The 21,164-nt window shown below is 72.0% G+C and carries 17 protein-coding genes and 2 pseudogenes; 13 read left to right on the top strand and 6 right to left on the bottom strand.

Annotated features, from left to right (window positions below; genetic code table 11):
* Window positions 1-2 precede the first annotated feature (2 nt).
* Window positions 3-638, top strand: a complete 636-nt coding sequence (locus B207_RS0126840; protein WP_018639773.1) for a helix-turn-helix domain-containing protein — start codon at window positions 3-5, stop codon at window positions 636-638.
* A gap of 60 nt (window positions 639-698) precedes the next feature.
* Here the strand turns inward: B207_RS0126840 and B207_RS0126835 are convergent, their stop codons facing one another.
* Window positions 699-3,227 carry a non-ribosomal peptide synthetase gene (locus B207_RS0126835; RefSeq protein WP_230205248.1) on the bottom strand — a complete coding sequence of 843 codons (2,529 nt, stop codon included), beginning with the start codon at window positions 3,225-3,227 and terminating at the stop codon, window positions 699-701.
* A 295-nt stretch (window positions 3,228-3,522) separates the two neighbouring features.
* Here B207_RS0126835 and B207_RS0126830 point away from each other — a divergent pair, with 295 nt between their 5' ends.
* The 3 genes from B207_RS0126830 to B207_RS0126820 are packed head-to-tail and all read left to right on the top strand — an operon-like array spanning window position 3,523 to window position 6,403.
* Window positions 3,523-4,575 (top strand): 3-dehydroquinate synthase family protein, encoded by a 1,053-nt coding sequence (locus B207_RS0126830; protein ID WP_018639771.1) that lies wholly within the window; start codon window positions 3,523-3,525, stop codon window positions 4,573-4,575.
* Window positions 4,572-5,432 (top strand): shikimate dehydrogenase family protein, encoded by an 861-nt coding sequence (locus B207_RS0126825; protein WP_018639770.1) that lies wholly within the window; start codon window positions 4,572-4,574, stop codon window positions 5,430-5,432. Before B207_RS0126830 ends, B207_RS0126825 begins: the two co-directional genes overlap by 4 nt.
* Window positions 5,429-6,403 (top strand): ROK family protein, encoded by a 975-nt coding sequence (locus B207_RS0126820; RefSeq protein WP_230205247.1) that lies wholly within the window; start codon window positions 5,429-5,431, stop codon window positions 6,401-6,403. The genes B207_RS0126825 and B207_RS0126820 overlap by 4 nt, the downstream gene beginning before the upstream one ends.
* A 66-nt stretch (window positions 6,404-6,469) precedes the next feature.
* Here B207_RS0126820 and B207_RS0126815 read toward each other — a convergent pair whose 3' ends face one another.
* From B207_RS0126815 to B207_RS0126805, 3 genes are read right to left on the bottom strand one after another with little or no spacing between them, the layout of a single operon-like run.
* Window positions 6,470-7,120, bottom strand: a complete 651-nt coding sequence (locus tag B207_RS0126815; RefSeq protein ID WP_018639768.1) for an HAD-IA family hydrolase — start codon at window positions 7,118-7,120, stop codon at window positions 6,470-6,472.
* A 44-nt stretch (window positions 7,121-7,164) separates the two neighbouring features.
* Window positions 7,165-8,343: a Gfo/Idh/MocA family protein gene (locus tag B207_RS35840; RefSeq protein WP_018639767.1), complete on the bottom strand. Its 1,179-nt coding sequence runs from the start codon at window positions 8,341-8,343 to the stop codon at window positions 7,165-7,167.
* A 29-nt stretch (window positions 8,344-8,372) separates the two neighbouring features.
* Entirely contained in the window at window positions 8,373-9,539 is a 1,167-nt protein-coding gene (locus B207_RS0126805; RefSeq protein WP_018639766.1) for a DegT/DnrJ/EryC1/StrS family aminotransferase, read from the bottom strand.
* A gap of 353 nt (window positions 9,540-9,892) precedes the next feature.
* On the opposite strand from B207_RS0126805, the gene B207_RS0126800 reads away from it, so the two are divergent.
* From B207_RS0126800 to B207_RS0126785, 5 genes are all read left to right on the top strand, one after another.
* Window positions 9,893-10,330: a type II 3-dehydroquinate dehydratase gene (locus B207_RS0126800; RefSeq protein ID WP_018639765.1), complete on the top strand. Its 438-nt coding sequence runs from the start codon at window positions 9,893-9,895 to the stop codon at window positions 10,328-10,330.
* 332 nt (window positions 10,331-10,662) lie between these two features.
* Window positions 10,663-12,612, top strand: a complete 1,950-nt coding sequence (locus B207_RS0126795; RefSeq protein ID WP_051102686.1) for a DUF6461 domain-containing protein — start codon at window positions 10,663-10,665, stop codon at window positions 12,610-12,612.
* A 153-nt stretch (window positions 12,613-12,765) separates the two neighbouring features.
* Entirely contained in the window at window positions 12,766-13,332 is a 567-nt protein-coding gene (locus B207_RS42005) for a hypothetical protein (RefSeq protein WP_230205246.1), read from the top strand.
* Window positions 13,333-13,334: 2 nt separating this feature from the next.
* Entirely contained in the window at window positions 13,335-14,018 is a 684-nt protein-coding gene (locus B207_RS42000; protein ID WP_230205245.1) for a PP2C family protein-serine/threonine phosphatase, read from the top strand.
* An 87-nt stretch (window positions 14,019-14,105) separates the two neighbouring features.
* Window positions 14,106-14,780: an alpha/beta fold hydrolase gene (locus B207_RS0126785; RefSeq protein WP_018639764.1), complete on the top strand. Its 675-nt coding sequence runs from the start codon at window positions 14,106-14,108 to the stop codon at window positions 14,778-14,780.
* 79 nt (window positions 14,781-14,859) lie between these two features.
* On the opposite strand, the gene B207_RS43065 is transcribed toward B207_RS0126785, so the two are convergent.
* Complete coding sequence (locus B207_RS43065) at window positions 14,860-16,173, bottom strand: DUF2252 domain-containing protein (protein ID WP_026311489.1); 1,314 nt, start codon at window positions 16,171-16,173, stop codon at window positions 14,860-14,862.
* 162 nt (window positions 16,174-16,335) lie between these two features.
* A pseudogene (locus B207_RS43060) lies at window positions 16,336-17,364 on the bottom strand (helix-turn-helix transcriptional regulator); the annotation flags it as partial.
* A gap of 163 nt (window positions 17,365-17,527) precedes the next feature.
* On the opposite strand from B207_RS43060, the gene B207_RS0126775 reads away from it, so the two are divergent.
* From B207_RS0126775 to B207_RS0126760, 4 genes and pseudogenes are all read left to right on the top strand, one after another.
* On the top strand, window positions 17,528-18,010 hold the full coding sequence (locus tag B207_RS0126775) for a VOC family protein (protein WP_018639762.1): 483 nt from the start codon (window positions 17,528-17,530) through the stop codon (window positions 18,008-18,010).
* A gap of 369 nt (window positions 18,011-18,379) precedes the next feature.
* Window positions 18,380-19,156, top strand: a complete 777-nt coding sequence (locus B207_RS35830; RefSeq protein WP_018639761.1) for a DUF222 domain-containing protein — start codon at window positions 18,380-18,382, stop codon at window positions 19,154-19,156.
* 30 nt (window positions 19,157-19,186) lie between these two features.
* Window positions 19,187-20,725, top strand: coding sequence for a recombinase family protein (locus B207_RS0126765; protein WP_018639760.1), 1,539 nt, complete (start codon window positions 19,187-19,189; stop codon window positions 20,723-20,725).
* A 223-nt stretch (window positions 20,726-20,948) separates the two neighbouring features.
* Window positions 20,949-21,164 (top strand): annotated as a pseudogene (locus B207_RS0126760) (hypothetical protein); the annotation flags it as partial.

The raw sequence follows: 21,164 nt of genomic DNA, 5'->3' as shown, positions 1-21,164 counted from the left end.
GTGTGACCGATGATCGACAGGACGGAGACGTCGACCTGCTCCTCGCCACCGCGGGCCCGCGACTGCGCGAGCTGCGGAAGGGCCGCGGCACCACGCTCCCGGAGCTGTCGCGGGCGACCGGGATCTCGGTCAGCACCCTGTCCCGGATGGAGTCCGGCCAGCGCCGCGTCACTCTCGAGATGCTGGTGAAGCTCGCGCGGTTCTACCGGCTTCCGATAGATGATCTCGTGGGGATGCCGCAGCACGCGGGCCCTCGGGCTCTGCCGCGCCCGATCGAACGCGCCGGAATGGCCTTCATCCCCCTTGCCCGGCGTCCGGGCGGGCTGCAGGCGTTCAAGATGATCGTTCCCGCCCGGCGGCCGGTGTGCACGGCGGAGCAGCGGTCCCACGAGGGATACGCGTGGATCTATGTGCTGTCCGGGCGCCTCCGGCTGGCGCTGGGTGAGCACGACATGACGCTGGCCGCCGGCGAGGTCGCCGAGTTCGACACCCATGTTCCGCATGCGTTCACCAACACCGGGTCGGTGCCGACGGAGGCGATCAGCATTTTCGGACCGCAGGGTGAGCGCCTCCAGGTACGCGCCCGTCCGGCGGGTGTGAATTATCCGGTCGTGACCGGTCCATACAGCTGCGCGTAGGTACCGCCGTCGGCGAGCAGATCGAGGAGAAGGCGGGCGATGGACCCCGCCCCCTGGACGTCACCGGGTCATCACCTCGTCCAGCCGGGCACGCAGGTCCGCCGCGAGGGCACCGACATGGGGCTCGTTGAGCATCGAATGGTGCTCGCCGGGCACGGTGACGACGGTCGTCTCGCCCGTCAGGAGGTTGGTCCAGCCGTCCCGGGCCGGGTCGGAGTTGTCCTCGGCCAGGTAGAGCAGCGATCGGCCGGCGTAGGGCCGTACCCGATAGGACTGGGCGATGAGCCGGGACTGGTCGAAGAAGGTGTCGAACTGGGTCATACCCGGGTAGCGGACCAGGCCGGCCAACGGCAGCCGGGCCGCCTTGCGCAGTTTGGTCAGGTTGGGCACCGGGAGACGTCGATCCACCGCTCGCGCCGGGGCACCGGCGGGCCCCGCCTGCGCGGACCGGGGCAGCTTGCTGTCGAGCAGGGTCAGCAGCGCCACCTCCTCCCCGGCATCGACGAGCAGACGCGCCATCTCCAGGGCGACCAGACCACCGAAGGAGAACCCGGCGATGTAGTACGGCCCGGTGGGCTGGATCAGGCGCAGCACCGCCAGGTGGCGGCGGGCGTGGCGCTCGACGCTCCAGTCGGGGAGCGCCCGGTTCTCCAGGCCCTGCGCCTGGAAGCCGTAGCAGGGCAGGTCGGACCCGAGCAGGCGGGAGAGCGCGACAAAGTTGATGGCCAGTCCACCGGCCCCCGCGACGCAGAACAGCGGTGGCCTCGTGCCGTCGGCCGCGAGGGGGACACAGGTCGGGTGGGTCGGGATGTCGCGGTGAGCCCGTGCCACCCGGACGGCGAGCGTCGCGATGGTCGGCGCCTCCGCCAGCACCGACGTCGGCAGGCGTACGCCGAGGCGGGCGGCGATCTCGCCGAGCAGCTGCTGGGCGAGGAGCGAGTCGCCGCCGAGCTCGACGAAGTCGTCGTCGAGGAAGACCTCGTCGACCTTGAGCACCTGCGCGAACAGGTCCCGAACCACAAGCTCCCAGTGACTGCGACCCGTCGGGAGCCGGCCGGGCGCTCGCGGGGGCACCGGCGGCAGCGCGGTGCGGTCCACCTTGCCGCGCTCGTTGCGAGGGAGCTCGTCAAGCAGCACCACCGAGGCGGGAACCATGTAGGCCGGCAGCTTCGCCCGCAGCAGCGCCCGGACGGTCACGGCCGCCGACGTGACGGCGCTCGTGCAGACGACGTAGGCGATCAGCCGCGCGGGCTGGTCCTCCGGTCGTTCCGCGACGACGACGGCCTCGACGATGTCCGGCGAGGTGAGCAGGACGGTCTCGATCTCCGCCGGCTCCACCAGATATCCGCGAATCTTGACAGCGGCGTCGGCGCGCCCGAGTAGTTCGATACATCCGTCGGGACGTCGACGGGCCAGATCGCCGGCGCGGTACGTCACCCCGGTGTCGGAGTCGCCTGAATTCGGGTTGCCCACCGCCGAGCGAAAACGCTGTGCAGTCATCTGCGGGGCGTTCCAGTACCCGCCGGAAAGATACCTGGACGTCACTGCCATCTCGCCGGTGACACCGTCAGGGACAGGATTGCCATGGTCGTCGACGATGGTGATGGTCTTGCCACGGACCGCCCACCCGGCCGGAAGCGGGCCGGCGGGAAGGGCGTCATCGGCACGCACCGGGAAGAAGGCCAGAGACGCCGTCTCGGTGGACCCCGACCAGTTGTAGAACGTACAGGTTCTCGGGAGAATCTCGCGCAGCGCGGTCACGTCACGGCCGTAGACCGCCTCGCCGGAGCTGGTGACCGCCCGCAGGCTGGTCGGGGCCTCGCCGGGCCGCGCGGCGCCGACCAGCGCCCGGATGAGGGCCGGTGTCAGATGCAGGGTGGTGATCCCGCGCTCGGCGAGCCAGCCGGGAACAACCCCGATCCCGCGAGCTCGCGGGTCGAGGACATGCAGCGTCGCCCCGGAGAGCAGCCCCCAGAACATCACCGTGATACCGGCGGCGAAGGCGACCGGCAGGATCAGGGCCATCTGGTCGGTGGCGTTGACACCAACCTGGTCGAGGCCCGATTCGAGCTCGTGGACGACGGTCTGGTTGCGCCAGATCACGCCCTTGGGGACGCCGGTGGACCCGGAGCTGAACACCACGAAGGCCGGGTCGGCGGGCAGGGTGTGCCAGCCGGGCAGCGCGTCGTCCGGTACCTGGTCGTCGGCCGGCGGGGCGTCGCCGGGCCGGCCCGCGGCATCGACGATCACAGGGTGGATCCGGGTGGGGCGCGCCGGGTCGTCGGCGGCGATGAGCAGTTCCCGGTGCGGCTCGTCCGTCACGCAGACCGCGACGTCCGCCAGCTGCAGGATCTGGCCCAGTCGGGCGGCCGGCAGCATCGGGTCGAGCGGGACGAACGGTCGACCGGCCTTGAGCGCGCCGAGCATGGCGATGATCGCGGCGGCGCCCTGGCCCAGCAGGATGCCGACGTTTCCCTCCGCGCCGCCACCGGCGACAAGAGAGCGGGCCAGCGTGGAAGAGCGCCAGTCCAGTTCAGCGTAGGTCATCACCAGCATTTCATCGCGCACCGCGATACTACTGGCACGCATGGTGACAACTCTTGAGAACTGACCCACGATCGTGCGACCGCGCTGCGCGAGATCTGTCGCCGGCAGGACCAACGGTTGCGTACCAACCATGTTTTGACCCCAGCCCCCTCTGCTCCGTTCACGGCAATTCGGAGCCGTTGCCGATAGTACGGCCCGGATACACCTGCGCCCGCCCACCCGTGCCATCCACGACCCGAGCCGTGCACCCTAATTCCTGAATAGTCATCAGGGGTGCCCCTGGTCACCGGACGCCGGGATCACCACCTATCACGAGACGCACACCGGAAGGACAACAATGACGGAGTCGGTCACGGCGCACCGAGTGTGGGTCGACCTCGGTGAGCGCGGTTACCCGGTCGACGTGGGGCCGGGTGTCCGGCACCTGCTGCCGGCGGCGGTTGCGCGGGTCGGTGCGGCGCGGGTCGCGATTGTCTCGGCGCGGCCCGAGGAGGACGCGGTGCCCGATCCCGGGGTCCCGGCCGTGCGGATCACCGCCCGCGACGGCGAGCGTGACAAGACCCTGGCCAACGTGGGGTATCTGTGCGAACAGTTCGCGGCCTTCGGCCTCACCCGGTCGGACGCGGTGGTCTCCTGCGGAGGCGGGACGACCACCGATGTCGTCGGCCTCGCCGCGGCGCTCTACCACCGTGGGATCGCGGTGATCCATCTTCCGACCTCCCTGTTGGCCCAGGTGGACGCCAGCGTCGGCGGCAAGACCGCCGTGAACCTCCCGGCCGGCAAGAACCTGGTGGGCGCCTACTGGCAGCCGAGCACGGTGCTGTGCGACACCGACTACCTGCGGACGCTGCCCGCCCGTGAGTGGACCAACGGCTACGGCGAGATCGCCCGGGCGCACTTCATCGGCACGGGCGACCTGCGCGGCCTGCCTGTCGAGGAACAGATAGCCCGCAGCGTCGCGCTCAAGGCGTCGGTGGTCGCCCGCGACGAGCGCGACTCCGGGCTCCGCCACATCCTGAACTACGGGCACACCCTCGGTCATGCCCTGGAGATCGCGACCGGCTTCGGGATGCGCCACGGTGAAGGTGTGGCGGTCGGGACGGTGTTCGCGGGCCGGCTCGCGGCCCGGCTGGGCCTGATCGACGAGGCGCGGGCCGCCGAGCACCACGAGGTGGTCGCGCACTACGGGCTGCCGACCGCGCTTCCCGCCGGCGTGGACGACGGCGAGCTCGTGTCGATCATGCGACTGGACAAGAAGTCGACGAGCACGTCGACGACCACCGGGCTGGCCTTCGTCCTGGACTCGCCGGACGGGCCCCGGCTGGTGCCGGACGTGCCGACGGACCTGGTGGCCTCGACTCTCGCCGCGATGGACCGGAGCGCGCCGTGACGACATCCGACGCCCTGACGACATCCGACCCCCTCGGGACGCGGCCGGCGGCGCGACCGCGGGAGATCAGCGGCACGACGCGGCTGTACGTCGTCGTCGGCGACCCGGTCGACCAGGTACAGGCGCCGCGGCTGGTGAACCCGGTCTTCGCCGAGGCGGGGGTGGACGCGGTGCTCGTCCCGGTGCACGCGCGGCCGGCCGACTTCCCGGCCGTGCTGACGGGGCTGCGTTCCATCGCCAACCTGGACGGGATCCTGATCACGATCCCGCACAAGGTGGCCGCGGCCGACCTGGCCGACCTCCGCTCCCCCGCCGCCGCGATCAGTGGCAGCGCGAACGCGCTGCGGCGGGAGCCCGACGGGCGCTGGCTGGCCGACAACTTCGACGGTGCGGGCTTCGTCCGCGGCCTGCTCCGCGCGGGCCATCGGATCGCCGGCAGCGAGATCCGGCTGGTCGGGGCGGGCGGCGCCGGCAGCGCCATCGCGGTGGCGCTGCTCGACGCCGGCTGCGCCCGGCTGACCGTGCGCGATCCGGACCAGACCCGGCTCGCCGACCTGCTGCGCCGGTTGGACGCCCACTGGCCCGGAAGGGCCACGCCGCGGGACGGACAGGGCCCGGTCGACGTGGTCGTGAACGCCACCCCGCTCGGGTTGCGCCCCCAGGACCCGCTGCCGTTCGACCCGACGGACCTGCCGGACGGGTGCGTCGTCGCCGACATCATCATGAAACCGGCGCGGACGCGGCTGCTGCAGGCGGCCCAGGGGCGGGGTGGCCTGCGTACCCACCCGGGCATCCACATGCTGGCCGAGCAGGTCGACCTGTACCGGGCGTTCTTCGGCCTGCCGGGTGCGCGGTGACTGCCCCGCGGGTGACCGGCCGGCTCGGCATCGACGTGGGTGGCACCAAGGTGGCGCTGCGGCTGGAGACGGCGAGCCAGGGGACGACGAGCCAGGGGACGACGGACCAGGAGGCGGGCGGGCGCTCGCGTGAGGCGGTGTTCCGCTGGTCGGTCGGTGCTCCGGCCGAGACCGACCTGCGTGATCTCGGTGCGGGCGTCCGGGCCCTGTGCGCCGAATGGGACGGGCAGGTGACCGCGATCGGCGTGGCGATGCCCGCGACGGTCGACTCCGACGGGCGGGTCACCACCTGGCCGAGCCGGCCGTCGTGGGCGGGCCTGCGGCTCGGGCAGGCCCTGCGGGATCTCGTACCGGGAGCGCAGGTGGCGCTGGCCGACGACGGTGACCTCGCCGCGCTGGCCGAGGCGCACCATGCCGGTGCCGCGAACCTGGTCTACCTGGGTGTCGGCACCGGCATCGGCGGCGGGATCGTCCTCGGCGGCCGGCTCTGCCCGGGGCCGGCGCGCGGCTCCTGCGAGATCGGCCATCTGGTCATCGCCCTGGACGGGCCGCTGTGCCGGTGTGGACGCCGCGGCTGCCTGCAGGCCCTCGCGTCCGGACCCGCCACCCTGCACCGGGCGACCCGCCTGCGCGCGCACCCCGCGGGCGCTGCGGATGCGGAGGTGACCTACCCGCAGCTGCAGGCCGGCTGGGAGAGCGGTGAAAGCTGGGCCCGGGAGGCCGTCGAGGCCACGGCGCAGGCACTGGCGGGCGCGGTCACCGGCCTGACCGAGCTGGTGCGGCCCGATCTGGCGGTGATCGGCGGCGGCTTCGCGGACGGGCTGGCCGGTTTCGTCGACGCCGTGGCGGCCCGGACGGAGGCGATGGCCCGGCCGGGCCATCCCGCGGTGTCCGTCCGGGCGGCGCAGGGCGGTCTGTCGTCACTGACGGGCGCGGTGCTGCTGGCCCGCGACCTGGAGGACCCGGACTAGCCGGACGAGCCGGACGAGCCGGGCCCTGACCGCGGCCGCTGACCGCGGCGGAACCCGTCTCGGCGGTCAGACCGTCAGGTACGGCTGCTCAGTGAGGAGGCCGAGGAGCTGCAGCGGGGACCAGATCACCCAGTCGGGTGCCGCTGCCAGCAGCTCGGACTCGTCGACCTGCCCCCACATGGCGCCGACGGCCCGCACGCCGGCCCCGCGGGCGCTCTGGATGTCGGTGACGGCGTCGCCGATCATCATCGCGTCCGCGGGATCCGCGCCCAGGGTTTCCAGCGCGAGCTGGATGATGTCCGGCGCCGGTTTGGGCCGGGCGACCTCGTCGGAGCCGATGACCCGTTCGAAGCAGTCGAGGATGCCCAGCTGGGCCAGCAGGTCACGGGCCCGCGGCCCGCTCTTGCCGGTCGCGACGGCGAGCCGGATCCCCCGGTCGAGGAGGTTGGTCAGCAGCTCGCGGACCCCCTCGAACAACAGGACCTGGGGAGCGAGCCGGTAGCTCTCCCGGACGAACGGGCCTTCCATCTCCAGCGGAAGACCCATGATCCGCATGATGTCCGGGAAGTACCGGCCGAGGTGCCGGTTGTACTCCTCGAACGGAGCGGGGCCCGGGCCCACGACCTCCGCGTAGGCACGCGTGAAGGCCTCCCGCATCACGGCGTGACTGTCGACGATCACACCGTCGAGGTCGAAAACGATTGCTGTGGTGCCCATCGGCTCCCCCCATGTTTGGCGTGGCAACGCTGCCCACCGGTGTGTCAGGACGCGGCGGGCAGCAGCGCCGGCGTGGCGGTATGCGCCGGAACCGCGGACTGCGCCAGCCCGGCCGACTCGTAGATCTTTTCGATGGCGGTGATGGTCGACCTCGCCTGCCCGACCGCGGCACCGCGCCGGGTCGGGTCGGCGAGCTGCGCCGGAAGCTCGTCGAGCTGGCGGCGGTACTCGGCACCGATCGGTTCGGTGGGGACGTCCACGCTGGTGGTGGTGCCGTTCTTCGTCCAGGTCAGCGTCGACCGCGGGTGGCGGTTGGGGCTGAAGCCGAAGGTGCAGCGCAGCTCGGCGGAGCCGGCACTGCCCTCGACCCGCACCACCGTGCCGTCGAGCGGCTCGTGGGATGCCCAGCTGGCCCGCAGCGCCACGGACACCCCGGTGCCGCTGACGAGGAACGCCCGGACGGTGTCCTCGACGTTGCCGCCGGACCGGGAGCCGGCCGCGTCGTCGGGATGGCGCCAGGAGGCGCTCCACGCGGCGTCGGCGACGAAGTCGCCGGAGACCGTGCCCACCGCGTGGACGAATCCGTCGGCCCCCACGAGGGGCGCGGCGGCGTCGAGCAGGTGCCACCCGAGGTCGAGAAGCGCACCCCCGCCGGCGAGATCGCGCCGGGTGAACCAGCCGCCGGCATCGGGCACGCCGCGGGCGCGCACCCAGGAGACGTCGACGTGCCGGATGGTGCCGAGCTGCTCGGCGATGCCGTACAACGCGCGGACGTCGGCCCGGAAACGGGCGGCGCTGCCGGCCAGGAGCACCGCTCCCCCGGCCAGCTCGGCGGCGGCCAGGGTGTCCGCCTCGGCGGTGCGCAGGCAGACCGGCTTCTCCACGAACACCGGCACCCCGGCCGCGAGCAGGCCTGCGGCCACCGGGCTGTGCAGGTGGTTCGGGACGGCGACGACGGCGAGGTCGACCGCCGAGCGGGTCAGCTCCGCGGGATGGGCGAGCACGCCGACGCCGGCGCCGGCCCCAGCGCTGGAGCTGGGGCTGGTGCCGGTGCCGGTGCTGGTGCTGGCCGCGAGCTCGGCGGCCACCTCGGCCCGGGTGTTCGGGTCGGGATCGACCAGGGCCACCACCTCGAACGCGGGATGGTCGCGCAGCCGGGGCAGCCAGATCGACCGCCCGGCCCACCCGAGCCCGACCACCGCGACCCGGACGGTGCCGTCCACTGTGGACGTCCCTGCTGCGGACGTGCGGCTCACACGCTGGCCAGGGTCTCGGCCAGGATCTCGGCGATGGTGTGCATCTGTGCCTCGGTGCCGAGCAGGGTGCGGTGGTGCAGCCAGATGCCGTCCGCGCTGAGCGCCTCGACGTTCGGGCAGCGGGCGGCGAGCTGGTCGACGGTCGCGTCCGGCGCGCCGGTCTCCCAGAAGCCGTCCGACCGGTAGATGGCGCGGAAGGCGGCGAAGGCCGGCAGCCCGCGTTCGATCAGGGCGTCCACGAGGGCGTTGCGCCGCTCCTCGCCGACACCGGGCAGCCGGAACATCGCCATGTAGTGCGAGTTGCGGTCGCAACGCGGGTCGCGGCCCTGCGGCACGACCCCGGGGATCTGCGCGAGCAGTTCGGCGAGCACCGGCCAGCGCTGCTCGCGGGTGTCGATCTGCCCGCCGAGCCGGGCGAGCTGGGCACGCAGCACCGACGCGGTGAACTCGTTCATCCGGAAGTTCGAGCCGGATGTCTGGTGCAGGTAGCGGCGGTCGGTGCGCGGGCGGCCGCAGCTGTGCCGCAGGAACGCCTGCTCGTACTGCTCCGCGTCCGGGAAGGTGACGGCGCCGCCCTCGCCGGCGGTCATCAGCTTGCCGTTCTGGAAGCTGAACGCCGCGATACTGCCGTGCTCACCGACCCGGCGGCCTGCCCAGCTGGTGCCGTGGGCGTGGGCGGCATCCTGGATGAGCGGGACGCCGGCGTTCGCGGCGATCTTGCCGAGGGCGTCCATGTCGGAGAAGTGGCCGGCCATGTGCACCGGCATGATCGCCCTGGTCCGGGGGGTGATCGCGGCCTCGACGGCGGCCGGGTCGATGCAGTAGGTCTCCAGGTCCACGTCGACGGGCACCGCGACCGCGCCGAGCCGCTGCGCGGCCTGGGAGGACGAGATGAAGGTGAAGCCGGGAACGATCACCTCGGTGCCGGGGCCGACGCCGAGCACCTGCAGGGCGAGCTCCAGCGCGTGCGTACCGTTCGTCACCGCCAGCGCGTGATCCGCTCCGTGGTACTCCGCGAACTCCCGCTCGAACGAGTCGACCTCGGTGCCACCCATCCGCCACCACTGGCCCTGGTCGAGCGCACGGATGAGCCCGGCCCGCTCCGCGTCGTCGAACTGGGGCCAGGCCGGGAACTCGGGTGCCGTCCGCCGACTGTCACTCATACAGGTCACCTCTCACCAGATGTGTACGGAAGGCTGGGCGTGGCCAGCGAGATGCCGCCGGCCCGCCGGCCGTGCCCGGCAGGCGCAAATCACGGGCACGACAGGCAGGGAATCTATACAAGAACCACGGACAGGCGAACAGGTGCACCAGGGGACGTAATACTCCCGGGGTGGCGCATCACCGACGCTGTCACGATGCCGACACCACGGACGGCGACCACCGGCGGGGGTTAGGACCGACTGCGACCAGGTGGATACGGTCGGCCGGCACCGGGCCGCCACCTGGAGAACCCACGGGCCTTGCTATAAACACCGTGCCCTGACAACATGCCACACACTTGTAGAGGTTCACTGTGAGCAGCCTGCTTCTCCTGAACGGACCGAACCTGGGGATTCTCGGCCGGCGCCAGCCCGAGATCTACGGGACGGCGACTCTCGCCGACATCGAGGCGGCGGTCGCGAAGCGGGTCGCTGACCGGGGCTGGCAGGTCGTGGCGGTCCAGCGCGAGTCCGAGGGCGAGCTGATCCACGCCATTCAGGACAACTACGACACGGTCGGCGCGATCGTGAACCCGGGGGCGTTGATGATCGCCGGCTGGAGCCTGCGGGACGCCCTGGCGAACTACCCGCGCCCGTGGATCGAGGTCCACCTGTCGAACGTGTGGGCCAGAGAGGCGTTCCGGCACGAGTCGGTGGTCTCGCCGCTGGCGGCCGGAGTGATCGCCGGCCTCGGCCCGCTCGGGTACGAACTGGCCGCCGAGGCCCTGGTGCGAACCGTGCCCACTTCCTGACCGCCCGGCGGCCGCCACGTGAGGGGCGGGCGGCACGATGGTGACACGGCTGTGCAGGCGTCGCCTCGGGGGCACCCGCCGGGTCGGTCACCGCCCGGTGCAGCGGTGGCCGGGCACAACCGGCCAGATCGTCATCTCCTCCTCCCGGCGGTCCGCCGGTGAAACAGCGGCCGCCTCCCGGGATAGCATTGCCGTACCGCGACCGCCGCTGTCAGAAAACCCGGTCGCATCGCCGCGGGGGTTCCGTCCGCACGAATGTGTGTTGACGGATCGTCACACCGCCGAAGAACGGATCTCGGCCAGATCACAGGCCCTTCAGTACAGTTTCGCAAGTGTTTCGATCGGACCTGGAAAGCCGTCAGATTTCCCTCCCTGAGCCGACCGTCGAACTGCCGGCGGGCCTCCTGGATCCGCTCGCGAACGTCGTCGCGGAGGTATTTTCACAGCTGGTGGCGCGCATTCCGCCGACCCCCGCCGCCGAGCTCGGCCGGATCAGCGCGGCGGAGCGGCCCGCGGCCCGTCCGGGCGCTCCGGTCCTCACCGCGCTGCGGTCGGTCGGCCCACGTCTGCCGGAGCGGGTGCTCGGCGCGCTCGAGCTGGTCGTCGACGAGATCCCGCTGCACGCGCCGCGTGGCCTCACCCAAAGCCTCACCGACCCGCCGGCGTCCGGGCCGGTGCGGGCGGCCGCCGGCACCTCGAGGGTCCTCGCGGCGCCCGCCGACGAGCCCGAGGCGGTCGACGCCGTCGCGCGGCTGGACCGGGTCAGCCCCGGCGCCTGCCACCTTGTCCTGGCCTACATACGCGCGCTGGCCGACCATCCCGTCACCGGCCCGCTGCTGGTCGTGGACGACCGCGTGTTCGAGGTGGACGACAGCAGTGGCGCCGAGCCGCCGGACGCGCCTGCTGACGAGGCGACGCTGGCCGCCCGCCATGGCGCCGCCCATCTGGCTCTCGCGGTGGCGGTGACCACCGCTGTCCTGCGCGAGCTGGACCCGCCGACGCTGGGCGCCGAGGCGCCGGTCGTCGTCGGTGTCGCGCTGGGCTGCGCCGCGCTCGTCCTGGGCGGCCGCCCGATGCCGGCTGCCTACCCGGCCGCCCTGCTGCTGCGCCGCCGCGCGGACTACCGGCTGCCCCGCCACGCCGCCGGCTGCGTACCGGTCACCGGGCACACCTTCGCCCTCGTCGAGGACACCGGCGGGCCCGACGGCTCCCACTCCTCGGCCGGCACTCCCGCGACCGGAGCACCCGCGACCGGAGCACCCGTCGGGGCGGGAGCGGGAGCCGGGGCGCCCGGCTTCGCCCGTAACGGGCTGGTGGACGTCGGCACCGGCGGTGTGTCCGTCCGGACCGGCGTGGGGACCGGCCGGGTGGCGGTCTCCCTGAAGGTGCTCGCGGCGCCGCCCGGCCCTCCGTCGCCCGCCGAGGCGGCGGCCTGGGACGAGATCGTCGACGTCAGCTGGACCGCCGCCGCCGGCGCCGCCTCCGTGGTCGGCGGCGCGACCAGACGGGAGGACGCGCCGCCCGACGCCCGTTCCCTGTACCACCAGACACCCCCGTGGCCCGGGGACTACCGGCTGCGGGTATGCGCCCGCGGCCGCGACGGCGCCGGCGAGGACGAGACCTACGAGCTGGTGGTCTGGGGGGCCGGACCGGAACCGGAGACAGTCCACCGGCGCAGTGACCAGCTGGGGCACCGGCTGCGCGGAGAGGCGCCGCCGCCGGTCGCCTCCCAGCCGGAGGCCCGCTACCGCTGGGTGCGCCGGCGCAGCGAGTTCCGCGAGGCCGCGACGTTCACCGTCGTGGTCGGGGCGGCACCCGCCGACGTCGTGCGGTGCTTCGACGCCGACCCGGACGCCCCCTGCTCACTGGCGCGGTTGCGGGCCGACGGCCGCACCGACCCCTGCCTTCTCGTTCTCCCGCTTGCCGGTGACGACCGGGCGGTACTCGCGGTGGAGGCCGGCGGCAGCCAGGGATCCCGGCACGCCGTGCTCTCGTCGTTGTCCCGGCATGGGCTGGCCGCCAGCATGTTCTGGAACCTGAACGCCCTCACCCGCCTCTCGCTGGCCCAGCACGGCGACGTCCTCGCCGCGTTCGAGCCGGGCCCGGACCCCGTCCCCGACGTGGTCCTCCCGCTCCTGCGCGACCTGGACCTGACCGGCGCGACGGACCGGGTCGCGAAGGGCCTGGTGGTCGTCGAACGGTTCACCGGTCACACCGTGCTGCCCGAGCACCTCGAGCAGATGGTCGCCGACGACGTCGCCTATCTGATCAACGAGCCCTGAGAGACCGGTGCGCACGCCCACCACGGCTACCACGCGCACTGCGCCCGCCGCGGCCGCCCCGCGCCCGGCCCTCAGCCGCAGCGGGGCGGCCGCTGTCAGCATCAGATGGCAACCTCTCAGTGACCTGGCGCGACTGTCCGGGCAGGGCCTTCGGTGACGACTACCATCAGTGGAGTGGTGTCTTCCGGGCCGATCGAACTACGGGAGCTGCTGACAGAGGTCGAGCGTGCCGCCCCCGCCGATGCCGTGCGGGCGGTGGCCGGTGAGCTGACCCGGACGATCGACGCGCGCGAGGTTTCCTTTCTGATCGCGGACTACGCGGGCGGGTACCTGGCGCGGTTCACCGACACGCGCCGGCCCGGAGACGGGGACGGGGACGCGATGGAGCGCGTGCCGGTGGACTGCACTGTCCAGGGCCGGGTGATGCGGACCCAGCGGGTGCGGGTGGACCGTCGCCCCACCGGCACACACGTCTGCGTCCCGGTCACAGCTCGGGGCGAGGCGATCGGGGTGCTGGAGGTCCTGCTGCCCGCCGGCGCCCCTGCCGAAGCCGTCGACACCGTCGCAACCACGGGGCATGCGCTGGCCTACATTGTGGTCACAAGCCGGCGGTACACGGATCTGTTCGAGTGGGGCCAGCGCTCCGTCCCGCTGGGTCTGGCCGCGGAGATCCAGCGCCGGCTGCTGCCGGAGTCCTCACCTGTGAGGGCGCGCAGGTGACGGTGGCCGGCTGGCTGGAACCGTCGGGCGCCGTCGCCGGGGACACCTTCGACTACAGCTTCGATCGTTCCCGGCTGCACGTGTCGCTCACCGACGCGATGGGGCACGGGTTGACAGCGGCGCTGTTGGCGACTCTGCTGGTAAGCAGTCTGCGTAATGTCCGCCGCGGCGGTGGGGACCTCGCCAGGCAGGTCACGCGGGCGAACACGATGATGGCGACGCAGATCGGCTCCGACGAGTTCGTCACCGGCCTGCTGTTGCAGATCGACCTGCCAACCGGCGCCGTCTCGGTGGTGAACGCCGGGCATGTGCCGTTCTACCGGCTGCGGGACGGTCAGGTGCAGACGATGTCCTTCCCCTCCGATCCGCCCTTCGGCATGTTCGAGAGAACGCTTTACGGCATTCACAGCCTTCGGCTGCATCCCGGAGACCGGCTGCTGCTGGTCACCGACGGAATGACGGAACGCAACGCCGCCCAGGTCGATCTTTCCGCCGCACTCGCGGAGACACGGGATCTGCACCCACGGGAGCTCGTGCAGGACCTCACCGGCAGGGTCCTGCAGGTCGCCGGGAACAAGCTCAGTGACGACGCGACTGTCTTCTGCCTGGACTGGTACGGGAACCACCAGCCCATGCGCAGGGTCGCCAGCGGCGCGGATCCCTCCCTCGCGTCTCCCGCTCTCTGAGCACAGATCACGTAGCTGTGCCCGTGGCCGTGCCCATGGCCGCGCGATCCAGCGCGCGAGTCGTCAGTCCGGGCTTACGGTTCGAGTATGGCTGACACTCCCCCGGTGGTCCTGGTCCACGGCCTCGCCTCGTCGAGCGAGCACGGCTGGCGTTCGTCCGGCTGGGTCGATCTGCTGCAGGAGGCCGGCCGGGAGGTGATCCTCGTCGACCTGCCCGGCCACGGCGGCTCCCGCCGCGACACCGACCCGGCGGCCTACCCTGACGCCGCGGCGGAGATCGCCGAGGCGTTCGCGGGCCGTGGCCCCGTCGACGCGGTCGGCTTCTCCGCCGGCGCGCACCTGCTGCTGGAGTGCGCGGTGCGCGGGCTGACGCCCTTCAACCGGCTCGCCCTGCTCGGCATCGGCCCGCGCCTGCTCGACTTCCGCCCGGCGGACCGGCCGGCCTTCACCGCGGGCGCGGACGACGGCATCAACGTCCTGGTCCGCATGATCCAGGGGCTGGCCCGGCGGGCCGGCAACGACATCGACGCCGTGCTGGCGTTCGCCCGGCGGCCGATCCGTCAGCTCACCGCCGCCGACCTGGCCGCGGTGACCTGCGAGGTCCTCCTCGTCACCGGTGAGCGCGACGAGGCCGGTTCCCCCGAGGAGCTCGCCGCGCTGCTCCCCAAGGCGACCGGGCGGACGATCGAGGGCGCCGACCACTACTCCGTCCAGGCGAACACCCGGGCGATGAACGCCGTCCTCGACTTCCTCGGCGTCTGACCTCAGCCGGGATGCCCGTCACCTCGGCCGGGCGCCCGCCCGGCGCGTCCCCCACCGGCGCCCACTGCCAGCCCCGCGGTCAGTCGACGTCGATGATCTGCCCGTTGCGGAACATGTCGACGAACAGGGCGTGGTCGTGGTGCACCTGGGCGCCGTAGCTGTGGGCGAACTCGACGAGGGAGGCGGTGAAACCCTTCGGGTCCACCGAGATCGCCTCGTGGATGGCAGCCTCGGTGGAGAAGCTCACGAGGTCGTGCTCGCTCTCGTCGTCGGCGACGGCGTGCATCCGCGCGGTCGAGCGGCCCAGGTCGGCGACCAGCTCCAGCATCTGGTCCCGCTCGTTCACCTCGGACCAGTCCAGGTCCTGGGCGTACGGCGACACCTCGGCGACGAGCTGGCCGACCCCGTCGATCTCGGTGTACCCGAGCCAGGTGTCGCTGTCGGCCTGCAGCGCGCGCTGGGACAGCGCCGTGCGGTGCCCCTGGTGGTGGAAGTAGCCGGCGATCCGCTCGTCGGCGACGAACCGGCTGACCGCCGGGACCTGGCCCTGCTTCATGTACAGCACCACGTCGTTGTCCAGCGCCTCGGTCTGCCCCTCGACGAGCAGGCTGTAGGACGGCAGCCCCGCGCTGCCGATGCCGACCCCGCGCCGCAGCACGACGTCCTTGACGGTCAGCGACACCGGCCGGGTGCGCCGCCCCGGCGGAACCGTCGCCAGGTAGCGGTCGAAGGCGGCCAGGACCTTCCCGCGGGTCTCGTCGTCGACCGCGCTCGCCCCGCCGCCCCGGGTGAACCGGCGGTCGTAGTCCTCGACCACGGTGAGCTCGTCGAGCAGTCCGACCCGGGTGGCGCGCCGCGCCTGCTGCAGGAACGCGTGCACGACGCCCGAGGTGGACGTCCGCGTCAGCAGGTCGGCGGACGAGCCGCCCTCGGCGAGGTCGCGGATCTTCTCCCGGTAGGCGCCGACACAGGCCTCGACCAGGTCGGTGATGACGGCGTCGCTGAGCGCCTTCGCCCGGCCGAGCAGGGCGAGGCTCGCGACGAGCCGGCGCAGGTCCCAGGTGAACGGCCCGACGTAGGCCTCGTCGAAGTCGTTGACGTTGAACACGAGCACGCCGTTGCTGCTCATGTAGGTGCCGAAGTTCTCCGCGTGCAGGTCGCCGTGGATCCAGACCCGGCTCGTCCGCTCGTCGAGGAACGGGTCGTCGAGGGCGTGGACGTCCGTGTAGAACAGCGCGGCGGACCCGCGGTAGAAGGCGAACGGCGTCGCCGCCATCTTCCGGAACTTGCGCCGGAACGCGCCCGCCTCCGCGGCCATCAGATCGCCGAAGGCCCCCTCGAAGACCTCCCCGATCACGCGGGTGCGGTCCGGGTCGGGTGCGGACGTCGTCATGTCGCTGCGCTCCTTCTCGTACGGCCGACCCAGCATGCCAGCGCCCCGCCGCCCACGCGATATCCCGGTTGCGACCAACTGCCCTCTATGCCCCCCCGGCGGCCTGGGACGGGTGGCCGGGGGGCCGGGTGGGCTGTCGTAGAGCGCCGTCAGGTCCGCCGCGGCCTCGGTCATCGCCGCGCGCAGCTCCGGCGGACCGAGCACCTCGACGTCGGCGCCGAGGACCAGCAGGTCGCCGCGGGCGTGCCGGACGGACTCGATCGGCAGCCGGGCGCGCACCCAGCCGTCGGCGTCCGGCTCGCCCGCCGTGCGCTGGACGGACCTCGCCACCGCGGGTGCGAGCCGGAAGGGCACAAGCCGCAGCCCCGCCGGCGACAGCCGCACCGTCGCCGAGGACCGGTAGACCTCGGCCTCGTACCGCGCCGTCCAGCCGGCCCAGTACCCGGCCAGGTCGAACCCGTCCGGGCGGATGAAGGTCTCCGGCCGGACGTCCAGCGCGCGGATCTGGCCGACCCGGTAGACCCGTAGGCCCCGCCCGGCGCCCGCCTCCACTCCCGCGACGTGCTCCGTCGGTTCCCCCGGCTCCCCCGGCTCTCCTGGCTCTCCTGTCCTCTGCGTCTCCGCCGTGGCTGCGACCAGGTACCAGGTGCCGCTCTTGAGGACGATGCCGAGCGGTTTCACCTCACGGACCACCTCGCGGGGAGCGCGCCAGCGCAGGTAGGTGATCCGGATCGGGCGACGCCCCCAGACCGCGCCGGCGGCGTCGGCCAGGAACGGCACGGGTTCGGCGTCCCGGAACCAGCCGGGCGCGTCGAGGTGGAACAGCTCGCGGGCCCGTGCCGCCCGTTCCCGGTTCCCCGGGGGCAGCGCGGCGAGCAGTTTGCGCTCGACAGCCGCGGCGTCCAGGCCGAAACCGAGCGCGGTGGCGGCGTCCGGGAGGCCGGCCAGCGGCAGCGAGTCCGACTCGCCCGCGGTCAGGCCGGTCAGGCTCGTCCGGTAGCCGGCCACCAGCCGGTACCCACCCGCGGACCCCCGCTCGGCGAGGACGGGCACGCCCGCTGCGGCGAGCGAGTCCAGATCCCGGTAGACGGTGCGGACCGACACGCCCAGCTCGGCGGCGATCTCGCCGGCGGTCAGCCGGCCGCGGACCTGCAGCAGCAGAAGGACGGACAACAGCCGGCTGGCGCGCACCGCCGCATTCTCCGCCGCGGTACCTGACAGGAGAAGTCAGGTATCGCGACGAGGATGGCCGCGGGGACGAACGTGCGGGAAGGAGCAGCAGTACCGCGCAGGAGATGCGCACGGCGCAACGGTCCGCACGTCGACCGCCCCGCACCCGAGCTGGAGGAGTGACATGGCGACAGCGGAGACGACGGAGACGACGGAAGCGGCGGAGACGGCGGAAGCGGCGGAANCGGCGGAAGCGGCGGAAGCGGCGGAAGCGGCGGGGCTGACCGCGGGGGTGAGCTGGGCCGGGCTGATGGTCGACTGCCCGGACGCGAAGGCGCTGGCGGAGTTCTACGGCGAGCTGACGGGATGGGGCGTCGGTGGTGCTGACGAGAACGGTGCCTGGGCCTACCTGACACCCCCCGGAACCGAGATCATGATCGGGTTCCAGCGGGTGGACGGCTACCAGCCGCCGCGGTGGCCGGATCAGGACGGGCCGCAGCAGTTCCATCTGGACTTCCGCGTTCCGGACCTGGCGGCGGCCCTGGAGCTGGCCGACCGGCTCGGCGCGACCCAGCCCGAGTTCCAGCCGGGTGGCGACCGCTGGTGGGTTCTCCTCGACCCTGCCGGCCACCCGTTCTGCCTCTGCCCGGCCGCAGCGGGGTCGTAGACGGCGCGGCGGAGTCGTTCGGACACCGAGCGTAGACGGACAGCCGAGCCGTAGACGCACGGTGACGCAGCCACGACACCACCGCTGGCTGTCGTGGCCGCACATCTCCGGCCACTCCGGCCACTCCGGCGCCAGCGAGACCTCGGGGGGGACGTCAGTCCCCGTGTGGTCTCCCCCGGGCCGACCAACCCACCACTACCCGAACCCACCTACCATAGAACACACGTTCGAAGTCGTGTTCGATGTCCCATCCCTGCCCCGGAGACGAGGTTCCCCAGGCCTCCCACCGACGCGATCGCCCGCGCCAGCAGCAGCCAGCACCAGGCCAGTAGCCCGGCCGACGGTGACGAGGGTCCCGCCGCGGACGCCATGAGCAGGTTCGGAGAGCGGCTGAGGGAGCATCTGAACACCATCAGGAACGCAGCCCGTCAGGTCGCGGTCGGCCAGGCACAGATGCTGCGTGCCCTGGCCGACACCGCCGTGCTGCACGCACCGCGGGAGGGCGATCCCGCGGGAGTCTTCACCGACTACGCCCCGGAGGAGGTCGCGACCGTCCTGGCGGTGTCCGCGAACTCGGCCCGTAACCAGCTGTACTTCGCCGAGACCGTCGCACGGCGCCTCCCGCACGCGTTGGATGCGTTGGAAGCCGGCGAGATCGACCTGCCGCGGCTACGGATCCTGGAACACGCGATCACACCCCTCGACGACGCCGCCGCCACCGCGCTCGAGGCCTGGATGCTGGAGCGGGGCCAGCGCAGGCACCGCACCGCCTACGCCGCCGCCGCACGCCGCGCAGTACTGCGCCTGGACCCCGACGGCGCCGAACGCCGCGCGAGGGAACGGGCGAAGGAACGCGGGGTCTGGATCGACGCGGAGGAGGACGCGATCAGCACCCTTTCCGCGCGTCTGCCCGCCGATCAGGCCGAGGCCTGCTACCGGCGGATCAGTGATCTCGCGAACGGGATCGCCCGGGCACGCGCCGAGGACGACACCCGCACCCCCGACCAGATCCGCGCGGATGTTCTGGTCGATCTGCTGATGGGCCGGGGCGAGCATGCCGCGCCCATCGGCTGCGAGATCCAGGTGGTGGTGCCCATCACCACCCTGCTCGGTCTCGGTCAGGAGCCCGGCGAGCTCGCGGGCTAGTCGTCGCTTCCTTTACGACATAATTCTTTTATGGCCCCAACTGCCCCTGATGCCCGGAAGTCCGGTTCGTGGGAAGACATCCTGGACGACGAGGAACGCGCGTTGCTCGCCGAGCTGTTGAACCGAGACCCGACTACGTATCCGACCGTGGCCGTGATCTACGGGCGGATCAGTTCCGACCCTGATCAAGATGCGAAGGGTGTTGCCCGCCAGGTCGTTAAGGCGTTGCTACGCATCCAGACCGAACGGACGTGGCGGCTTGGGTTCGCGCCGTTCATCGACAACGACATATCGGCCACGAAGGGCAAGCAGGGGAAGCGTCGTCCGCACTACGAGCGGATGATGTCGGTCGTCCGGGAAGACGCCGCCGATGTGATCGTCACGTACATGATGAACCGGCTATGGCGGAACCGGATCGAACGCGCGTCCGAGATGCAGGTGTGCACGGACCACCGCATCCGGATCATCGCGACGAACGGCCAGGACCTCGATCTGTCATCGTCGTCCGGCCGAGTGGTCGCCGGTCTCCTCGGCGAGCTGGACACCTACGAGGTTGAGGTGAACTCCGAGCGCAGCAGGGACGAAGCAGCCCAACGCGCCAAGCTGGGCCTGTCCCCCGGGGGCCGCTGCTACGGCTACGACAAGGGCAGGAAGGTCAACCCAGCCGAGGCAGCAGTGATCAAGGATCTTGCGGACAAGGTCCTGAAAGAGGATTGGGGCATCCGGACGTGCGCCCGCTATCTGAACACCGAGGGGATCAAGCCCGCCTTTGCTGCGAAGTGGTCGCCAGGTGTCGTCAGGCAGATCTTGACGAACGCGGCGATAGCGGGGTTGCGGTACCACAACGAGGAACTCATCGGGAAAGCCGCGTGGGAACCGATCATCAGTACCGACACGCATGTCCGGTTGGTTGCGCGGCTGTGCGGGAACGGCCAGCCGCCGGGATGGTCCCCCCACCACAGGTACCTACTGTCAGGTATCGCGACGTGCGGGAAGTGCGGAGCCGCCGTACAGGCAGGACGCCCAGGTAAGACTGCCAGGAGTGGACGTTCCTATCAATGTCCGACCCCTTCCGACGGTGGCTGTCGCGGAGTCTCCCGCGTGATGGTCCCGGTCGACGCGCTGGTGGAAAACACCGCCGTCACGCTGCTCAGCACGCCCGGCATCATCGAACAGTTCATCGAGGCGGATCTTCCGGATGCCGCCGACGTCCTCAGCGTCGCGCAGAGAATCGAAGCGGCCCAGGCCCGCGCCGCCGCCCTTGGTCGAGCCATGGCGCACGACGACCCCGACAACGAGGTTATCCGGATCATGCGTCGTGCCCAGCAGGAGGAGATCACGACTGAGTTGGCCACGCTCCGGCGCCGCCAAGCCGCACTGGCGCACTCCACCGTGTTCGACGGCCTGTTGGACGTCGAGGACATCGCCGCGCACTGGCAGACCCTGTCCTTGCAGCGCCGCCGAGCGATCATCCGCGCCCTAGTATCCGTCACGATCATGCCGACGGGTCCCGGACGCCGCCGTTTCGAACCCGACGCGATCGTGATCAAACGCCGAGAGGCCCTCTAACCCGCAGCCGGACGAGCGGCCCGATTCCGCGAGGGGATCGGGCCGAGCAGATCCCGAACCGCCGTGGTCTGTTCCTCCGTCAGACCCTCAGCAGCGATCACAGCCGCGATCTCCCGAGCCCGCGCCGCCAACACTCCGGCTAGTCCTGTCTTCCGCACGTGCGTGCGGTGAGCCAGCTGCTTGGTCTCTTGTTCGGATCACGTCGGGGTGACCGCGATCGGTAGTGACAGGCCTGGGACTGTTCCTGGCTGTGACGGTCGTGATGGACTACGGGCCGCCGAGCGTCGAGAAGCCGCTCGGCGCGCTGCCCGTCGTGCGTGACTACCTGGCCCGCCTCGATCTGGCGGGCACGATCGACCGGCTCGCCCCGATGCGTGACAAGGTCAACCGGGCCACCCACGGCGACGTGATCGCCGCGCTGGTCGCGAACCGGCTGACG

Origin of the sequence: Parafrankia elaeagni, from assembly GCF_000374165.1 — a bacterium.
GTDB classification, from domain to species: domain Bacteria; phylum Actinomycetota; class Actinomycetes; order Frankiales; family Frankiaceae; genus Parafrankia; species Parafrankia elaeagni.
Note: the sequence above shows the minus strand (reverse complement) of the source record. Positions and strands in the feature narration are given on the sequence as shown.

Excerpts from the sequence above, each read along its gene's own strand:
- B207_RS0126835 (WP_230205248.1), bottom strand. The coding sequence starts at position 3,227 with ATGCGTGCCAGTAGTATCGCGGTGCGCGATGAAATGCTGGTGATGACC.
- B207_RS0126830 (WP_018639771.1), top strand. The coding sequence starts at position 3,523 with ATGACGGAGTCGGTCACGGCGCACCGAGTGTGGGTCGACCTCGGTGAG.
- B207_RS0126815 (WP_018639768.1), bottom strand. The coding sequence starts at position 7,120 with ATGGGCACCACAGCAATCGTTTTCGACCTCGACGGTGTGATCGTCGAC.
- B207_RS0126805 (WP_018639766.1), bottom strand. The coding sequence starts at position 9,539 with ATGAGTGACAGTCGGCGGACGGCACCCGAGTTCCCGGCCTGGCCCCAG.
- B207_RS0126785 (WP_018639764.1), top strand. The coding sequence starts at position 14,106 with ATGGCTGACACTCCCCCGGTGGTCCTGGTCCACGGCCTCGCCTCGTCG.
- B207_RS43065 (WP_026311489.1), bottom strand. The coding sequence starts at position 16,173 with ATGACGACGTCCGCACCCGACCCGGACCGCACCCGCGTGATCGGGGAG.
- B207_RS35830 (WP_018639761.1), top strand. The coding sequence starts at position 18,380 with ATGAGCAGGTTCGGAGAGCGGCTGAGGGAGCATCTGAACACCATCAGG.
- B207_RS0126765 (WP_018639760.1), top strand. The coding sequence starts at position 19,187 with ATGGCCCCAACTGCCCCTGATGCCCGGAAGTCCGGTTCGTGGGAAGAC.